Here is a 16,758-nt window from a genome sequence, read left to right as displayed (position 1 = left end):
GTTACCGCAGAATGAATGCTGTATACAGAACGTCAGTGACTTCCTGCTTAGGTTGGCCGTTTACCAGCGGGGTCGCCAGCGTTTGTTTAATAGCGTCGACCAGCTTTTGCTTACCCACATCGGTGGCCAGCGCCGAAGCGTCCTGACGAGAGAACAGCAGCAGAAGTCTGCTGCGCACTTCTGGAAGGTAATCGTTCAGACGTGAACGGGTGGCTTCATCTTTCAGGCGCAGCGTAATGCCAACATAAAGCACGCGATCCGCATCACCCAGGTTGACGGTGAAGGTATCCAGCGGGAAAAACACGGGTGCCGGCGGAGGTGGCGCTTCAGCTTTGGCTGCAGCGGTGGTAGGTTCCTGCTGCATACGCCAGTAACTATAGCCCGCGGTAGCGCAGGCGGCGAGCGTGATCAACACCAGCAGCGGGATCCAGATGGAACGCTTACTTTTTTTGGTGATAGCGGAGTCAGTCATCTGATACGAGCTTCCTGTTTCGGTACAGCTTAATAAGGTGATTATCCCGTGTCCTGCTGTCGTCAAAGCGTGGAAAAGACGGGGATAATCACGCTACCTCTGGCGTTTAGGCGAAGATGTCTACGGCACTGTTACCGCGCGCTGCGGATTGCAGGGCGGCAGGGACAGGCAGTAGTTCATCGCTCTCTTCATTAAAACCGCCGGTGTTGCCGGAACGCGAAGCCTGGTGCTGCTGCTGGGATGAAGACTGCTGCTGCCCGGCGAAGCTCTCGCTGCTGACGCTGCTCTGTGAAAGCTGAATGCCGTTCTCCGCCAGCGAGGTCCGCAGTACCGGCAGCGCGGCTTCCAGTGCCGCGCGGACGTGGCTGTGCGCAGAGACCATCTGCAGCTGCGCCTGGTTATCATCCAGCTTGAGCGAAATTTGCACCTGACCCAGATCTTCCGGGTGCAGACGCAGCTCTGCCGTCTGCTGGCCCTGCTTAGTGAACAGAGTGATGTGCTGGCTCAGGGATTGCTGCCATTCGTGGGTTCCCAGAGGCTGGCTTAACACCGGCGCGGTGGCGACGGTGGCGGCCGTCTGACTGGTCGCATGGCTGGACATAATCGGTGCCAGGGTGGCCGTTGGGGAGGCTGAAGAGGAAGAGCTGGCGAGCTCCTGCTTCTCTGCCGCCGCGGCCACGGCCGGGGTTGCCAGCGCGTTGCCCGACAGGGCCGGGTCGTTATTTTTCACCTGGCTCTGATAAGGCACAGAACTCTGCGCTTTATCATGGCTTCCCGGAAGCGCGTTCAGGGACGGTTGGCCCGCGCCATTGTGCGAAAGCGCCGCGGAATTCAGCGTTGAGGTGGCGGATACGCCGTCACTGCCTGCCGCGCGAGAGGCGGTAGTTTGCTGGTGCGGCAGCATCGCCATCAGCGCGCTTAATCCGGCCAGCTCTTCTTCGCTCAGCTCGCTTTTACCGTCATCCTTGCTGTTTGCCGCATTGAGGGTCTTCAGCGCGTCGCCCTTAGACAGCGGTACCAGCCCGGAAACCAGCGTATCAAGCGGCGTGACGGGGGAGGTTTCATCGCCATTCAGCGCGGTTTGGCGCGAGAGCAGGTCGGCAATTTTGGCCTGAAGGGCGGTATCCCCTTTGGCGTCCTGAGCCACTTTTGACAGCTTACTGCCTGCGGCTTTCAGATCGGCCAGGGTCAGCGGCGCATCTTTGCCCTTGCCCGTTGCGTCCGACAGGGCGCCCGCCAGCAGAGAGAGAAAGTCCTGTGCACCGTCGGTGCCTTTCCCCGTTAGCGTGCCGCCTGACAGGTCGCTGTCGCTCATCAGCAGTTGTTGCAGTGTGATCATTCCGGTTTCCTCATTGATGCGCGCTGGGCAAACTCATCCATTTTCTTCTGATCCAGACGGTTTTCCGCCAGGGTCGTTGCCGCGATCTGTCGGTCCTGTAAAGTCTGCCAGGCCTGCAGCCGCTGCTTCTTCTCACGCCAGAAATTCAGCGCGGTATCGACTTTCTGGGTCCACTGGTTAAGCTGCTGGCGATGCTGATCTATCGCCTTCTCCAGCGTCTGGATAAACTGCTGATAGTTAATCCAGCGCTGGCTTCCAATGCCCTGTGTCATATCGGTATTGAGGTTGGTGCGATATTCATGCTGATAGTCGATCAACATCTTCAACTGTTCTTCAGCCTGCTGGCACCCGCGTCGCATTGCGCCTAGCTGCAATGCGGCATCATCAACTTCTTTTTCAGCCAGATCTTTCAGCGTTGATAACGCGCTGTTTTGCGCCATGACCTTCGCCCTCCACCTGTGTTACACCTGCGGGAAAATCAGCTCCAGTGCCTGAATTGAATCTTCCCAGTCGGCGCGTTCAAAAATGCCTTGTTGCAAAAATGCCTCCAGCTGCGGCCACAGGCTAATCGCTTTGTCGAGCATCGGGTCGCTGCCTTTGGCATACGCCCCCACGCTGACCAGATCGCGGTTGCGCTGGAAGCTGGAGAGGAGTTGTTTGAAGTTACGCACGCGGGCGTAGTGCTTCTCGGTTATCAGCGCCGTCATTGCGCGGCTGATAGAGGCTTCAATATCAATGGCCGGATAGTGCCCGGCTTCGGCCAGACGACGCGACAGAACAATATGACCGTCAAGGATCGCGCGCGCGGAGTCGGCAATCGGGTCCTGCTGGTCATCGCCTTCCGTCAGTACCGTATAGAACGCGGTGATGGAGCCGCCGCCGGTGATGCCGTTCCCCGCGCGCTCAACGAGGGCAGGGAGCTTGGCGAATACCGAAGGCGGGTAGCCTTTGGTCGCCGGTGGCTCACCGATGGCCAGCGCGATTTCACGCTGCGCCATCGCGTAACGGGTCAGGGAATCCATGATCAGCAGCACGTGCTTGCCTCGGTCCCTGAAATCTTCGGCAATACGGGTGGCATAGGCGGCACCCTGCATACGCAGCAGCGGCGACACGTCCGCCGGCGCGGCGATAACCACCGAGCGGGCGCGGCCTTCCGCACCCAGAATGTTTTCAATAAAGTCTTTTACTTCACGACCACGTTCGCCGATCAGCCCCACGACGATCACATCGGCCTGGGTATAGCGCGCCATCATGCCGAGCAGGACGGATTTACCCACGCCTGACCCGGCGAACAGGCCCATACGCTGCCCGCGACCCACGGTCAGCAGGGCGTTAATCGGGCGCACGCCGGTGTCCAGCACATGCTCGATAGGGGTACGCTGCAGGGGGTTGAACGGCTGGGTGATCAGCGCGCCGGTTTCGGTGGTGTCCGGGGAGGGCAGCCCGTCGAGCGGTTTCCCGCTGCCGTCCAGCACGCGGCCCAGCAGGGCAGGGCCAAGCGGCAGCTGCTTCCCGCTTTGCAGCCCGTCGCCAGAAATGTTTTTGGCATACACGCGCGCGCCGGGCAGAATGCCTTCCACCTCTTCAAGCGGCATCAGGAACAGGCGCTGGCCGTTAAACCCGACCACTTCGCTTTCAACTTCACGCGTTTCCAGACCATCCTGACGCTCAATGACGCAGGTCGCGCCCAGCGGAAGCTGGAGGCCGGTGGCCTCCAGAACCAGACCGGTGGCGCGCGTCAGTCGCCCATAACGACGAACGGACGGCAGTTGCGCCATCTTCGTCTCAAAGTTGTCGAGCGTGGTGAGCCAGCGGGTGAGGCGCGCAGTCATCAGACGACTCCCGGTGCCGCCAGGCGGCACAGTTCCTGCCAGCGGGTGGCGACGCTGGCATCCAGGTCACCTTCATCGGCAGAGACTTTACAGCCGCCGTGATGCAACGACGGGTCGCCGCGCAGACGCCAGCCGTGCAGGTTTAGCGTCGCCCCCAGGCTTTCTTCAACGCGCTGCAGATCGTCCGGATGGACGCGCAGCTGAGGCTTCCCGCTGAACAGCGGCTCCTGCTGAAGCAGACCCTGAATTTGTTTTATCAGCGCAGTGTTATCCACCACGGGCGTCTGGCCGATAACCTGACGCGCGGCTTCCAGCGCCATCTGCATCAGTCGCGAGGCAATCACGCTGTCCAGCGCGTCCAGCGTATGCTGGAACTCGCTGACCAGCTGCTGCATGCGGGCATGGATCGGCGCCTGCTGCTGGCGCGCCTGATCGATACCGTGCTCTAGCCCTTTCGCCAGACCTTCCTGATAGCCAAGGTCGTGGCCTTTCTGCCGGCCTTCGTTCAGACCGGCATTATAGCCCTGCTCGTGCGCCTGCATTTGCAGCTGAGCCAGCATCTGTGCCTGCTGCTCCTCTTCGCTCAGCTCGGGCTGCTCGACGTCCGGATCACGCTCCTCGCTCGGTATCACGGCTGGCGTGAACTCGGAGAGGGGAGGGGCCAGATCGTCCGGCGTCCAGCGCTTCCACGGCAGCTCATTAGACATAGGTGTCGTCTCCGCTGCCAATCACCATCTCGCCGGTTTCCGCCAGACGACGAACAATAAGCAGAATGGCTTTCTGTTCGTTTTCCACCTGAGACAGACGAACCGGGCCGCGGTTGGCAAGGTCGTCGCGCAGGATATCGGCCGCACGCTGAGACATGTTGCGCAGGAACTTCTCGCGCAGCGGCTGCTCGGCACCTTTGAGGGCGATAAGCAGCGACTCGGAGTCCACTTCCTGGAGCAGTCGCTGGATGCTGCGGTCGTCCACTTCCACGAGGTTTTCGAACAGGAACATCTCGTCGATGATTTTCTGTGCCAGCTCGCCGTCGAATTCGCGAACCGCCGTAATGACGGCCTCTTCCTGCTGCGTTTTCATCAGGTTGATAATTTCCGCCGCCGTTCTCACGCCGCCCATTTTGCTGCGCTTGAGGTTCTGACCGTCGAGCAGGTTGTTCAGCACTTCGGTCAGCTCCGCCAGCGCGGCCGGCTGGACGCCGCCGAAGGTGGCGATACGCAGCATCACATCGTGGCGCAGGCGCTCTTCGAACAGCGCCAGAATATCGGCCGCCTGGCCACGTTTGAGGTGGACAAGGATGGTGGCGATAATCTGCGGGTGCTCGTCGCGAATAAGGTCGGCGGCACTCTGCGGTTCCATAAAGTTGAGCGTTTCGATACCGCTGGCGGTATCGCGCGTTTCCAGAATATCTTCCAGCAGGCTGGCGGCACGCTCTTCGCCCAGCGCCTTGACCAGCACGGAACGCAGGTAGTCGTTGGCGTTGACGTTCAGCGCGGCAAACTGTTCGGCTTCCTGTTCAAATTCCGACAGCACTTCGGTCAGCTGTTTATTGGAGATTTGACGCACGCTGGCCATCGCCGCACTGAGAATTTGCACTTCACGCTGGGAGAGGTGTTTAAACACCTCTGCCGCGCGATCTTCGCCAATGGTCATCAACAGGATGACGCTTTTATCGGTGCCCGTAAGCGTATTACTCATGTTCGTTACCCATCCACTGGCGGATGACCAGCGCCACGACGCGCGGATCGTTATCTGACATTTCGCGAATGCGCTGGCTCATGACCTCAGCGCCCATGCGCTGGTTAGCACGACGCTGCTGCATCTGTTCATCTTTACTGAGGCGAACTTCAACCGCTTCTTCCGTTTCCTGACGCGTAGACATCTGTTCGCGAGCCGCTTTTTCGGCTTCAGCACGACGCTGAAGCTGCGGACGAACGGCCTTACGCCACAGCAGCCACGCGACAATCAGCACCAGCAGCCAGCGTCCTGCGGACATCAGCTGATCGATAAACGCCTGCTGTTGCCAGAACGGCAGTTCACCGCCGGTCTCTTCAACCGAGTTGAACGGTGAGTTCACCACGTTGAGGGTATCGCCGCGCTTCTCGGAGTAACCCATCGCTTCACGGGTCAGGTTTTCAATCTGCTTCATCTGCTCGGCGGTCAGCGGCAGCGGTTTGCCATCCGCCAGCGTTTTGTAGTTCACCACTACCGCAACGGAAAGACGCTGAATATCGCCCACGTTCAGTTTAGTGTGGCGAATCGTCCGATCCACTTCGTAGTTCGTGGTTTCGTTACGGCTGCTGGTACGCGGACCGGCGTTGCTGGTCGTTGAGGTGGTCTGCTGATTTTGCTGACCGTTCTGCTGATTGGCCGGAGGCGTAGAAATCGGCGCCGCGTTAGCCGGGGCAGGCTGATTAGAGAGTGCGCCCGGCACGCCGCCTGGGTATGCACCGCCGACCTGCTCGTTCGAATTGATCTGGCGTGAACGCATCACCGCCTGAGCCGCATCGCCGTTCGGGCTGTATTGCTCTTCAGTTTGTTCTTTATTCGCGAAGTCGATCTGCGCGGTAACCTGCGCGTGCACGTTGCTGTTACCCACGACCGGGCCGAGGATGGCTTCAATACGGCGCTGGAGGCGGTTTTCGACATCGGAGGCATACTTCAGCTGCGCATCATTCAGATCGCGACCGGCGGTATTGGATTGCGTCAGCAGGTGACCACTTTGGTCTACCAGCGTCACGTTACCCGGCGGCAGACCGGCGACGGCGCTGGAGACGAGATGCGTCACAGCGCTGATTTGCCCTTCGTCCAGCGCGCGGCCAGCCTGGAGGTTCACGGTAACGGAAGCCGAAGGTGATTTCTGTTCACGGACAAATAAAGAAGGTTTAGGCATCGCAAGGTGCACGCGGGCACTCTTCACCGGGCCTAATGTTTCAATGGTGCGGGCCAGTTCACCTTCCAGCGCACGCTGGTAGTTCACCTGCTCGCTGAACTGGCTGATACCGAATTTTTCCTGATCCAGCAGCTCAAAGCCAACGGCACCGCCCTTCGGCAGCCCCTGCTGAGCCAGACGCAGACGCAGTTCGTGCACCTTATCTGCCGGTACCTCAAGCGCACCGCCATTATCGGCAAAGCGATAAGGGATGTTCATCTGGGTAAGCTGGGTGACGATGGCGCCGCCATCCTGATCGGAAAGGTTGCTGTAGAGCGTCCGGTAATCAGGGCTTTTCGCCCACAGGACCATCGCTACAAGGATCGCAATTGCGGCAGCGCCTGCCACGATCAACGGGATTTTAGGATTCGCGCGAAGGCGGTTCATCCACTCGAGTGATTTATTCTGCGGCGCTGTCGATGCTGTTGCACTCATTGCGCACCTCTTAAATCCTGGTGGTTTACGTTATTCGTGTAGAGAAACAAAACTGACTCCCGGGTCGGCAAACACGACAAAAGTTCCATATTGATGGCCCTGCCATTATTTGATGATTCGTGATTTTCTATGCGTCAAATAACCTGGTTTTTTCACGCTATTTACCGCCATTATCTTATTGACAAGCTGTTAGTCTTGACCGCGTAAAAAACCATCCAGGGGAAAGTCATGGCTATACAGGGTATTGAAGGGGTAATCAGTCAGTTGCAGGCAACGGCGATGACGGCCCGTAATCAGAATGTGGCAGATCAGCAGCCGAGCATCAGCTTCGCAGGGCAACTGCATGCCGCTCTTGACCGTATCAGTGATACCCAGACTGCAGCACGCACTCAGGCAGAAAAGTTCACCCTCGGTGAGCCTGGCGTGGCGCTGAATGATGTGATGACCGATTTGCAAAAAGCCTCGGTTTCCCTGCAGATGGGGATCCAGGTGCGTAACAAGCTGGTGTCGGCGTATCAGGAAGTGATGGGGATGCAGGTTTAGGTTAACTAACCTGATGATATTGATAGTTGATTACTGCCCTGACCCACGACGTGGGGCATGAGCGGGGCAAATCCTCTTTCGTTTTGGTTCTGGACTGGTGTCTCGTCTGTTCATTTTCCGCCTTCCAGAACCGAACTCTCTGATTCATATCACGCGATATGTTACGTCTTCATGATGCAGATATATGTTTCACCTGGACTGCCCTGATAAAATGTAACTCCTTTATTTTACAGGGATAGAAAAGTGAAAAGAGCGTTTCTGGTTTCTTCTGCAATTTTACTGGCAGGTTGTTCCGCTAAATACAGCACAAATAATATTCAGGAGCGTACAGAGCACCTGGTAAAAGATGTCCCGGTTGTGATTTCTCAGCCAACTGATGGCGTTTATGAGACACACACTTATTCGGGTTCAGGCAAAGCAACGGCCGACGCTGTAAAAGCGGCATTTTTACGGCATTCCGATAAAGTTACTGTTTTTGCTGACTGTGATGATGTCCCATGTCTGAAAACTGGCCATTCAATCAGCCGGGGATATTATGTGGTCCCGCAGATACTGCATTGGGAAGATCGTGCAACCGAGTGGTCTGGCATTCCGGACAAGATTGAAGTGAAAATTACTGTTTATAATGCTGAATCCAATAATCGGGTTGCATCAACCATTATCAACGGCAAAAGCAAGTGGGCGACCTTCGGTGGCGATCACCCGCAGGATTTGCTGCCGGAGCCGATAAACACGTTCGTCTCAAGCCTGTATTAATTATCTATCAGACTCCTTGCGAAACCCCGTACAACCGGGGTTTTTTGTCTGCACGCGGTAGGCAGGAGCTTCAGGAGAGTGCGTGATAGCTATAGCTTAAGACCTTTCGATCTTCGCTGGCAGCCGCAGCGCTTTAATGCCACAATATTTTTTTCTTCGAATGCAGGAAAGATGATGAAAAAAATAGCAATTGCTGGCGCGCTGCTGGCACTGACCGGGTGCGTTCAGGTCGATAACTATAACGACGTGATCAAGCATCCTGTCCCGGCGAATCTGGCGGGATACTGGCAGTCGAAAGGACCGCAGAGCAAAATGGTCAGCCCGAAGGCGATTGCCACGCTGGTGGTGACGGAGGAGGGCGACACGCTGGACTGCCGTCAGTGGCTGCGCGTGATTGCCGTGCCGGGGAAAATCATGCTGCGTTCAGACAGCTATTACAACGTGACGCGTAAGCTCGATATCTATCCGCTGGAGCGCGATGGCTCGACGCTTGAGTACGACGGGCTGGAGCTGCAGAAGGTCGACCGCCCAACGGTTGAGTGTGCGGATTACCTGAGCAAGCATCCGCTGGAGAGTAAGCTACCCTAAGGGTAAACGCAAAACGGCAACCTCGTTGCCGTTTTTGGTGTTTGCGCCCTCTCCCTGTGGGAGAGGGACGGGGTGAGGGCATCAGGCCGCACGTTTCCCGTTCTACAGCGCATCCTCTATTACCCAAATGCTGACGCTCCCCCCATTACAGGTAAACGTCCCTTCGCCATCCGCCGCCGTAGTGATGGTTTCTTCGCGATTGCCGAGAAAATCCCGCCACGTTTTGTTGCCGTAGTTTTCACCCAGGCAAATCACTTTTTCACCGTCGTCGCCGTTAGAAAGTACCACCACGCAGCCGGGATCGTCTTCCGTGCCGCTGCGGCTGAAGGCGATGCAGTTAGGATGGTCGAAAAACAGCGTCTGCACGCCGTGGGCAAAACGCTGGCGCGCGAGGATCAGCTCGTGAAGCTGCTCAATGACCGGCATATCAATATGGTAGGTTTCACCGTCGCCTCCCGTGTCGTCATAGCTGGCGCCGAAGAGATCCGGATAAAAGACGCTCGGCACGCCGTTTTCCCGCAGCAGGATCAGCGCGTAGGCCAGCGGCTTGAACCAGGCCTCGACCGGCGCTTCGAGCGCCTGCAGGGGTTGGGTGTCATGGTTCGCGACGAGGGTGACCGCATGAAACGGATCGGCTTCCACCAGGGTACCGGTGAAGATTTGGCTCATGTCGTAATCCCGGCCCTGACGTGACGCCTCGTGGAATTTCATCTGCAGGGGGGCATCAAACAGCATGGTTTTGCCTTCGACCTGGTCAATATAGGCCTGAAGTTTATCCACCTCATGGGACCAGTACTCCGCCACGATAAACAGCGGCTGGTCGGCGACTTCCTGGACGTGCTCAATCCACTCTTTGTAAAACCAGGCGGGAATATGCTTGACGGCGTCCAGACGAAAACCGTCGCAGCGCGTCTGTTCCATGACCCAGCGGGCCCAGTATTTTATCTCCTCGGTCACGGCGTGATTGCGAAAGTCGATATTTTCGCCCATCAGGTAATCGAAGTTACCCATCTCATCATCAACCTGATCGTTCCAGCCTTCGCCGGTGTAGTCGTTGACGATTTTAAAGATGCCGTCTTCATCGGGGTTTTCAATATGGTCGACGCCGCTGAAGCATTTGTAATCCCAGATGAACTGCGAATACTGCCCGGCCCGGACGGGGAAGGTGTAGCGAGTCCAGGCTTCGCACTCAATAACCTCGTCATCGATTTGCGTGCGGTCCTGTTCGTTCACGCGCTGAACGCGCACGGACTCCTTCTCATCGGCGCCCATTTTGTGGTTGACCACCACGTCCAGCAGCACGGCTATGTCGTTGCTTTTGAGAGCGTCGATGGCCTCCAGCAGCTGTGCTTTGTCGCCGTATTTCGTGGCAATACTGCCTTTCTGGTCAAACTCGCCGAGATCGAACAGGTCGTAAGAGTCATAGCCAACAGAATACCCGCCGGACGCACCTTTATAGGCGGGCGGTAGCCAGATCATGTTGATGCCGATTTCGTTAAGATTGGGAGCTAACGCCGTGACCTCTCGCCACAATTCACCGCCAGCAGGGTAATACCAGTGAAAACATTGTAACAGGGTGGGGTTTTTCATCATCCTTGCTCCAGAAGCCGGTTGGCAGACTTCTGGAGTATGGATGAAGAAATCATAGTTGTGTGTCGCGGGTAAAACTTTCTGGATAAAGAATATTCCCTGACAGCTTTCCATAGGTAGACGTGATGGATTGCTGTTTACCGGTTTGATCAATCAGATTGCGCAGTTCGTCCATGCGGACCTTCAGCAGTGCCTTTAGCGCATTCTCATTTTCAAGGATCATTTCCAGCAGCGCACGCGCTTGCTCAACCTGAGCCGGAGGGCATGACATGATGGGCGTTTGAGAAATCCTTTCCACCAGTTGTACGTAATGCATTTCCTGCTCGATAAGCGCATCCCATTGACCAGAATGTGCGAGATTTAGCATAGCAATGCTCTGAGCATGTAACGCCTGCCAGTGGCTAAGCGCTGCGCTGGGATTATTCATCAAAAATTATCCTGAAATAGAGGACGCATTGGGGCCGATTTGCTTCCACGCATCCGCAATGTTGTTTAATAAACCCTCGACTTCAACAATTGCGTCTACGTCGTTACTGACATTCGCCAGCAACAAACGTCGAACCATATATTCGTACAAGGAGGCAAGATTATCGGACAAGTCGCTCTCAACCTCCATGTTCAGTCCTGCTTTTAAACCGTTGTCGATGATGTTGATGGCTTTGGATAAGGCTTCGCCTTTCTCACGAATTTGTCCGGCTTCCATGAACAAACGCGCGCGAACAAGGGCGCTATGCGCCCCGTCGAACAACATGACAATCAGCTGGTGTGGACTGGCATTCATGACTGCGCTTTCTACTCCTATCTGCTGATAGGATTGAACACCAGAGGTCTTATACATATCCACTCCTGAAGGCTACGACTACTTTTGTGAGAACTGTTGGGTCAGGTAGTTGGCTGTACTGGTCATTTTGGTGACTAATACGTCCAGACTGGTGAACTGGGTTTTGTAACGCGCCATGGTGGCTTCAATTTGAGCATCCATGGCATCGTAACGTTCGCCCAGGGTTTTCAGCGTTTTGTTGATCCCGTCTTTTGCGTTCTGGATCACGCCGGCGTTACCGGTACTGGTGCTGAGCATGTTGGTCAGCGTGTTGTTCATCTGGGTGGCCAGACCGGTGGTTTTCCCGTCACCAACAAAATACTGCTGTACGGCGCCAGGGTTGTCAGTAAGTACTTTTTTCAGCTTATCGGTATCGACTTTCAGGTTACCGACGGTACCGTCCGCGCCTTTCACCGGGTCCTGGGTAATCCCCAGCTGGGCCATGATCTGAACCGAGCCGGTTTGTGCTTCGGTTAGCAGGCCGCGCAGCTGAGACTGAACTCCGCGCACGTTCGCATCACCGACCAGCGCGCCGTTGCTGGTAGACTGGCCGCCGGCGCCTGCATCGACCGCAACATACTTCGTCAGACTGTTAATGGTGGACTGCAGCGAGTTGTACGCCGTGACCCAGTCTGTGATCGCCTTCTGGTTTGCATCCGTTGCGCGTGAAACCTCAAGGGTTTCATCGGCTTTGCTTTCGGCCTTCACCGAGAAGGTGACTCCAGGCAGCGCATCGGTAATGGTATTCGACTGACGCTCGATGGAGATGTTGTTCACCACCACAATCGCGTTCTGCGCGTCGGTGTTCACCGTCAGCGCGCCCGTTTTGGTGCTTGAATCGTAGCCAATTGCGCTTTGCAGCTTGGCGTCGCCGGTAACGCTTACCGTCATCGCACCATCCGTACCGGTGGTTTTTGATGACAGCATCAGGCGGTAATCACCGTCTTTCGCTTTAATGACGCTGGCGGTGACGTTGCCGTTCGCTTTATTAATGGCGCTCGCGATCCCGGCCAGCGACGTATCGCCATCTGCCAGGTTCACCTCTAAAGGCGTTTTGGTACCCGGCTGGGTGATGGTGATTTTACGCGTTGTACCTGTCGTATCGCCCAGCAGGTCCGTGTTGTTAGCATAGGAGCCGGTAGTGAGCGCCTGTGCCTTTGCAACCTGGTTGACGTTGACAACAAAGGAACCCACGGACGCGTCAGCCGTTGTCGTGGCGGTAAAGGCCGTGTTGGTGCTGCTAACGGACGTTGAGTTCCAGGTGGTTGCTTTACCCAGTGCAGCGGTCGCAGTCTGCAGCGATGTCATGGCGCTCTGCAGCTTGCCGTAAGCGCTTAACTGTGCGTTATACGTTGATTGCTGGGAAGTAATCGTCGTCAGCTTGGTTTTTTCTGCCGCTTCCAACTGATTATATAAATCCCCGAGTCCTGCAGAACCTATCCCGAGGTTACTGATAGTAGCCATGCATATTTTCCTTAAAATACGAAAGTAGTTCAGGACTCTTATCGGCCTCTCAGCGTAAAAGTTTACGATGGTGAGAAAAAAATAATCCAAAGAATAGACGCGTCCTGGCGGGGTAAATGAAAGGATTGCACTTTAGTGTCATTATCAGTGCATTAAAAACACGATTAAGTGTGTGCCTTTTTTGTCATCTCTTTGAGCGTTAAAAAAGCGTAAATAATAAACCTCTGACGGGCCTTAATTGATTTTTTAAAAATAAAATCATTAATAATCAGTATCTTGTAATTTTTTGAAAATTGATTCTAAAGTCTTTTGGGGACCCGTCGATAACCTTGATGACGGTGAGAGACGCTGTGAGTGTTAGGCACCGGACCTAAAACCCAATTTTTGAAGGAAACAAAATTATGGCAGTTATCAATACTAACCTGATGTCCCTGACTACTCAGAACAACCTGAACAAATCTCAGTCTTCTCTGGGTACTGCTATCGAGCGTCTGTCTTCAGGTCTGCGTATTAACAGCGCGAAAGACGATGCTGCTGGCCAGGCGATTGCAAACCGCATGACCTCCCAGATCAAAGGCATGACTCAGGCAGCACGTAACGCCAACGACGGTATCTCCATGGCGCAGACTGCTGAAGGCTCCCTGAACGAAATCAACAACAACTTACAGCGCGTTCGTGAACTGGCTGTTCAGGCAAGCACTGGTACTAACAGCACCTCTGACCTGGCTTCTCTGCAGGATGAAGTTACCGCTCGTCTGGCTGAAATCGACCGCGTTGCGGGCAAAACTGACTTCAACGGCATCAAACTGCTGGACGGCACTGCAGGTACTGCTGGTGTGGTTAAAATTCAGGTTGGCGTTAACGACGGCGACACCATCAACCTGGATCTGAGCGGCGCTAAAGCTGACTCTACTACTCTGGGCGTGAACGCAATCGACCTGAAAGCAATGACCGCTACCGACCTGAGCACCATCGACAAAGCTATCGCTACCGTTGATAAAGCACGTTCTGGTCTGGGTGCTGTGCAGAACCGTTTCACTTCTGCAATCAACAACCTGAACAACACCTCTAACAACCTGTCTGCTGCTCAGTCCCGTATCCAGGACGCTGACTACGCAACTGAAGTTTCCAACATGTCCCGCGCGCAGATCCTGCAGCAGGCTGGTACTTCTGTTCTGTCTCAGGCAAACCAGGTTCCACAGACCGTTCTGTCTCTGCTGCGTTAATTTTACGCGTGAAACCCCGCTTCGGCGGGGTTTTTTTATCTCTGCTATTTGAGAATCCGCCTGTGAAACAAATCAGTGTCACTCAACCAAAGCTGGTCGCAGATTTTTCATGTGTCGGTGGGGAATGCCGTGAACATTGTTGTCAGGGCTGGACCATCGCGTTTGATAAATCCTCCGTTAATCGCTATCTGAACAGTAAAAATGCCGCCATTCGTCATACGGCGAAAACGGCGATAAAAGTCACCAAAAAACAGTATGGCAACTGGGGCGAAGTGATTTTCCATACGGAAAGTAAAAACTGCCCGTTTATGGATACGGAAAAACTCTGTTCTATTCATAGCGCCATGGGTGCCCAGGCCTTAAGCCCAACCTGTTCGTCCTTTCCACGGACAAACCGGGTCTATAAAAATGAAATCGAAAAATCGCTGAACCTCTCGTGTCCGGAAGTGACCCGACTTCTGTTGAACGATCGGGAGTCTATGTCGATGATGGAATCCATCAGCGTCCAGCAGGACGTCAATAATGCGCCGATGATTGATTTGAAGGCAAAGGTCATCAATCTCTTCTGCCAGAATATTTTCAGCGTTGAGGCGGTCAGCGTTGAAGAACAGGTTTACGCCGTGGTGAAATTCCTCATGGTGGCTGAAAAGCTCGAAAACCTCGAAGAGAATATCGGCACGCTCGAAACGGTCTATTTCTCGCTGGTTAACGAACTGGTGAGCGGTAAAATCAAAACGGAATTAGGCGGATTTAATCAGAACTACAGCCTGAAATTTGCGTTAATTTCGCTCATCCAGAGCTACTTTACGAAGAAAGCGACAGCCCGCGGCGGTGCGGTATTAAACCGTTATTTTACTCAGCTTTATCAACAATTTGAGTCTGCTGGTGACACCGTGCCGGCAGAGAGGGTCATGGAAAACATCGAGTCCGTCTGGCGCGATGTGGCGGGCAGTTACCTGGCGACCAATGACCATTTATTTAAGAACTTTTTTAAATACAAACTGTGGGAGCAGAGCTTCCCGCAGAACAATGGCCGCAGCATGTTGAATAATCTTTATTTAATCGTCGCGGAGTTCTATTTCCTTAAAACGTTACTTGCCGGTCAGGCACGCGTGGCGGGAAAAATTGAACAAGATAATATCATTGATGTTATTTACAGCTTCCACTCCCTTAGCCAGCATAATCAGGAAGCGGGAAAGCTCTTTCATCAACATATAGATAGCGTCAAACTTGGCGACGATCTTTCATTGTTACAACTGTTAATTTAGGCAGAAAAGTTGCCCCTGTTGTGGGCAACCTCAGAATAACCTCACTTTATCCCCCTTTTTCATCCAATTGAACGCCCTGCAGAATCGGATAATCATGCCGATAACTCAACTAACGCAGGGCTGTTTATCGTGAATTCACTCTATACCGCTGAAGGTGTAATGGATAAACACTCGCTGTGGCAGCGTTATGTCCCGCTGGTGCGTCACGAAGCATTGCGCCTCCAGGTGCGCTTGCCGGCGAGCGTGGAACTCGACGATCTGCTACAGGCGGGCGGTATCGGGTTATTGAATGCAGTTGACCGATACGACGCTCTGCAAGGAACGGCATTTACGACTTACGCAGTTCAGCGTATTCGTGGTGCGATGCTGGACGAGCTGCGCAGCCGTGACTGGGTGCCGCGCAGTGTTCGCCGCAACGCGCGCGAAGTGGCGCATGCGATGGGGCAGCTGGAACAGGAACTGGGACGTAACGCAACGGAAACCGAAGTGGCGGAACGTCTTGGCATTGCTGTTGAAGAGTATCGTCAGATGTTGCTCGATACCAATAATAGCCAACTCTTCTCTTATGACGAGTGGCGCGAAGAGCATGGCGATAGCATCGAGCTGGTGACGGATGAGCATCAGCAAGAAAACCCGTTACACCATTTAATGGAAGGGAATTTACGCCAGCGCGTCATGGAGGCTATTGAAGCTCTGCCTGAACGCGAACAGCTGGTATTGACCCTTTATTACCAGGAAGAGCTTAACCTCAAAGAGATTGGCGCTGTTCTGGAGGTGGGAGAGTCGCGGGTGAGCCAGCTGCACAGCCAGGCCATTAAACGCTTACGAACCAAGCTGGGTAAGTTATAGGTGATTGATTCACCTGAAAAATGCCGCACAACGTATTGACAACCAGGAGTTATCATGACGGTGCAGCAATCTAAAAGACGGCCTTTAAGCCGCTACCTGAAAGACTTTAAACACAGCCAGACGCATTGCGCCCACTGTAACAAGTTACTCGATCGTATCACGCTGGTTCGCCGGGGCGAAATCGTCAATAAGATTGCGATTTCGCGTCTCGACACGTTGATGGACGAATCAGCATGGCTCGAAGAGCAAAAAGAGTGGGTGGCGCTTTGCCGTTTCTGTGGGGATCTCCACTGCAAAGAGCAAAGCGACTTCTTCGACATTATCGGCTTCAAGCAATTCCTGTTTGAACAAACGGAGATGAGCCACGGCACCGTTCGCGAATATGTGGTTCGCCTGCGTCGCCTTGGGCAACATCTGACCGTAAACAATATTTCTCGCGATCTGCTGACAACCGGTTATCTGGATGAAAATTTGGAGCCGTGGCTGCCTGCGACCAGCACCAACAACTACCGAATTGCGCTGCGCAAGTATGCGCAATACAAGGTACAAATGCCGGGTGCCATAAAGCAGAAAGCCCACGCCGGAACAACTTCTGATATATATTAAAAAAGAATAAGATGTAGCGCAGTCGCCTTTGACGTTGC

Annotated in this window: 18 protein-coding genes; 7 read left to right on the top strand and 11 right to left on the bottom strand. The window is 54.6% G+C overall.

The features are described 5' to 3' along the window. Position 1 precedes the first annotated feature (1 nt). The 7 genes from fliL to fliF form a co-directional block, all read right to left on the bottom strand. Entirely contained in the window at positions 2-472 is a 471-nt protein-coding gene (gene fliL, locus KIF87_RS03535) for a flagellar basal body-associated protein FliL (protein WP_023312306.1), read from the bottom strand. A gap of 106 nt (positions 473-578) precedes the next feature. Then, complete coding sequence (fliK, locus tag KIF87_RS03530; protein WP_213327903.1) at positions 579-1,811, bottom strand: flagellar hook length control protein FliK; 1,233 nt, start codon at positions 1,809-1,811, stop codon at positions 579-581. Further along, entirely contained in the window at positions 1,808-2,251 is a 444-nt protein-coding gene (gene fliJ / locus KIF87_RS03525) for a flagellar export protein FliJ (RefSeq protein WP_023312304.1), read from the bottom strand. Before fliJ ends, fliK begins: the two co-directional genes overlap by 4 nt. Before the next feature lie 21 nt (positions 2,252-2,272). Continuing rightward, positions 2,273-3,643: a flagellar protein export ATPase FliI gene (fliI, locus tag KIF87_RS03520; RefSeq protein WP_121424279.1), complete on the bottom strand. Its 1,371-nt coding sequence runs from the start codon at positions 3,641-3,643 to the stop codon at positions 2,273-2,275. After that, positions 3,643-4,350 carry a flagellar assembly protein FliH gene (fliH, locus tag KIF87_RS03515; protein ID WP_213327902.1) on the bottom strand — a complete coding sequence of 236 codons (708 nt, stop codon included), beginning with the start codon at positions 4,348-4,350 and terminating at the stop codon, positions 3,643-3,645. The genes fliI and fliH overlap by 1 nt, the downstream gene beginning before the upstream one ends. Further along, positions 4,343-5,341: a flagellar motor switch protein FliG gene (gene fliG, locus KIF87_RS03510; RefSeq protein WP_063143657.1), complete on the bottom strand. Its 999-nt coding sequence runs from the start codon at positions 5,339-5,341 to the stop codon at positions 4,343-4,345. Before fliG ends, fliH begins: the two co-directional genes overlap by 8 nt. Next, positions 5,334-7,010, bottom strand: coding sequence for a flagellar basal-body MS-ring/collar protein FliF (gene fliF / locus KIF87_RS03505; RefSeq protein ID WP_213327901.1), 1,677 nt, complete (start codon positions 7,008-7,010; stop codon positions 5,334-5,336). The genes fliG and fliF overlap by 8 nt, the downstream gene beginning before the upstream one ends. Positions 7,011-7,238: 228 nt before the next feature. Here fliF and fliE point away from each other — a divergent pair, with 228 nt between their 5' ends. From fliE to yedD, 3 genes are all read left to right on the top strand, one after another. Then, positions 7,239-7,553 carry a flagellar hook-basal body complex protein FliE gene (gene fliE, locus KIF87_RS03500; RefSeq protein WP_008500329.1) on the top strand — a complete coding sequence of 105 codons (315 nt, stop codon included), beginning with the start codon at positions 7,239-7,241 and terminating at the stop codon, positions 7,551-7,553. A gap of 243 nt (positions 7,554-7,796) precedes the next feature. After that, entirely contained in the window at positions 7,797-8,309 is a 513-nt protein-coding gene (locus tag KIF87_RS03495) for a DUF4823 domain-containing protein (RefSeq protein WP_213327900.1), read from the top strand. A gap of 174 nt (positions 8,310-8,483) precedes the next feature. Next, positions 8,484-8,897: a lipoprotein YedD gene (gene yedD / locus KIF87_RS03490; protein ID WP_213327899.1), complete on the top strand. Its 414-nt coding sequence runs from the start codon at positions 8,484-8,486 to the stop codon at positions 8,895-8,897. A gap of 102 nt (positions 8,898-8,999) precedes the next feature. On the opposite strand, the gene amyA is transcribed toward yedD, so the two are convergent. Genes amyA through fliD form a run of 4 tightly spaced genes read right to left on the bottom strand, consistent with a single transcriptional unit; the run spans position 9,000 to position 12,771 of the window. Continuing rightward, positions 9,000-10,487, bottom strand: a complete 1,488-nt coding sequence (amyA, locus tag KIF87_RS03485) for an alpha-amylase (protein WP_213328020.1) — start codon at positions 10,485-10,487, stop codon at positions 9,000-9,002. Positions 10,488-10,539: 52 nt separating this feature from the next. Then, positions 10,540-10,914: a flagella biosynthesis regulatory protein FliT gene (fliT, locus tag KIF87_RS03480; protein ID WP_008500332.1), complete on the bottom strand. Its 375-nt coding sequence runs from the start codon at positions 10,912-10,914 to the stop codon at positions 10,540-10,542. A gap of 6 nt (positions 10,915-10,920) precedes the next feature. After that, on the bottom strand, positions 10,921-11,325 hold the full coding sequence (gene fliS, locus KIF87_RS03475) for a flagellar export chaperone FliS (RefSeq protein ID WP_121424269.1): 405 nt from the start codon (positions 11,323-11,325) through the stop codon (positions 10,921-10,923). Positions 11,326-11,346: 21 nt separating this feature from the next. Beyond that, positions 11,347-12,771, bottom strand: a complete 1,425-nt coding sequence (gene fliD / locus KIF87_RS03470) for a flagellar filament capping protein FliD (RefSeq protein WP_063143660.1) — start codon at positions 12,769-12,771, stop codon at positions 11,347-11,349. A 401-nt stretch (positions 12,772-13,172) separates the two neighbouring features. Between fliD and KIF87_RS03465 the strand changes: the two genes are divergently transcribed. The 4 genes from KIF87_RS03465 (at position 13,173) to fliZ (ending at position 16,720) form a co-directional block, all read left to right on the top strand. After that, complete coding sequence (locus KIF87_RS03465) at positions 13,173-13,997, top strand: flagellin N-terminal helical domain-containing protein (RefSeq protein WP_063143661.1); 825 nt, start codon at positions 13,173-13,175, stop codon at positions 13,995-13,997. A 62-nt stretch (positions 13,998-14,059) separates the two neighbouring features. After that, positions 14,060-15,265, top strand: coding sequence for a flagellin lysine-N-methylase (gene fliB / locus KIF87_RS03460; RefSeq protein ID WP_213327898.1), 1,206 nt, complete (start codon positions 14,060-14,062; stop codon positions 15,263-15,265). A gap of 129 nt (positions 15,266-15,394) precedes the next feature. Then, positions 15,395-16,114 carry an RNA polymerase sigma factor FliA gene (locus KIF87_RS03455; RefSeq protein WP_014170714.1) on the top strand — a complete coding sequence of 240 codons (720 nt, stop codon included), beginning with the start codon at positions 15,395-15,397 and terminating at the stop codon, positions 16,112-16,114. A 54-nt stretch (positions 16,115-16,168) separates the two neighbouring features. Further along, a complete protein-coding gene (gene fliZ / locus KIF87_RS03450) occupies positions 16,169-16,720 on the top strand; it encodes a flagella biosynthesis regulatory protein FliZ (protein ID WP_213327897.1) in 552 nt (183 codons plus the stop codon). Positions 16,721-16,758: the final 38 nt, after the last annotated feature.

Source organism: Enterobacter sp. 120016, assembly GCF_018383635.1.
Lineage (GTDB): Bacteria > Pseudomonadota > Gammaproteobacteria > Enterobacterales > Enterobacteriaceae > Enterobacter > Enterobacter asburiae_D.
The sequence above is the reverse complement of the archived record's forward strand: the minus strand, read 5'-3'. Positions and strand labels throughout refer to the sequence as shown.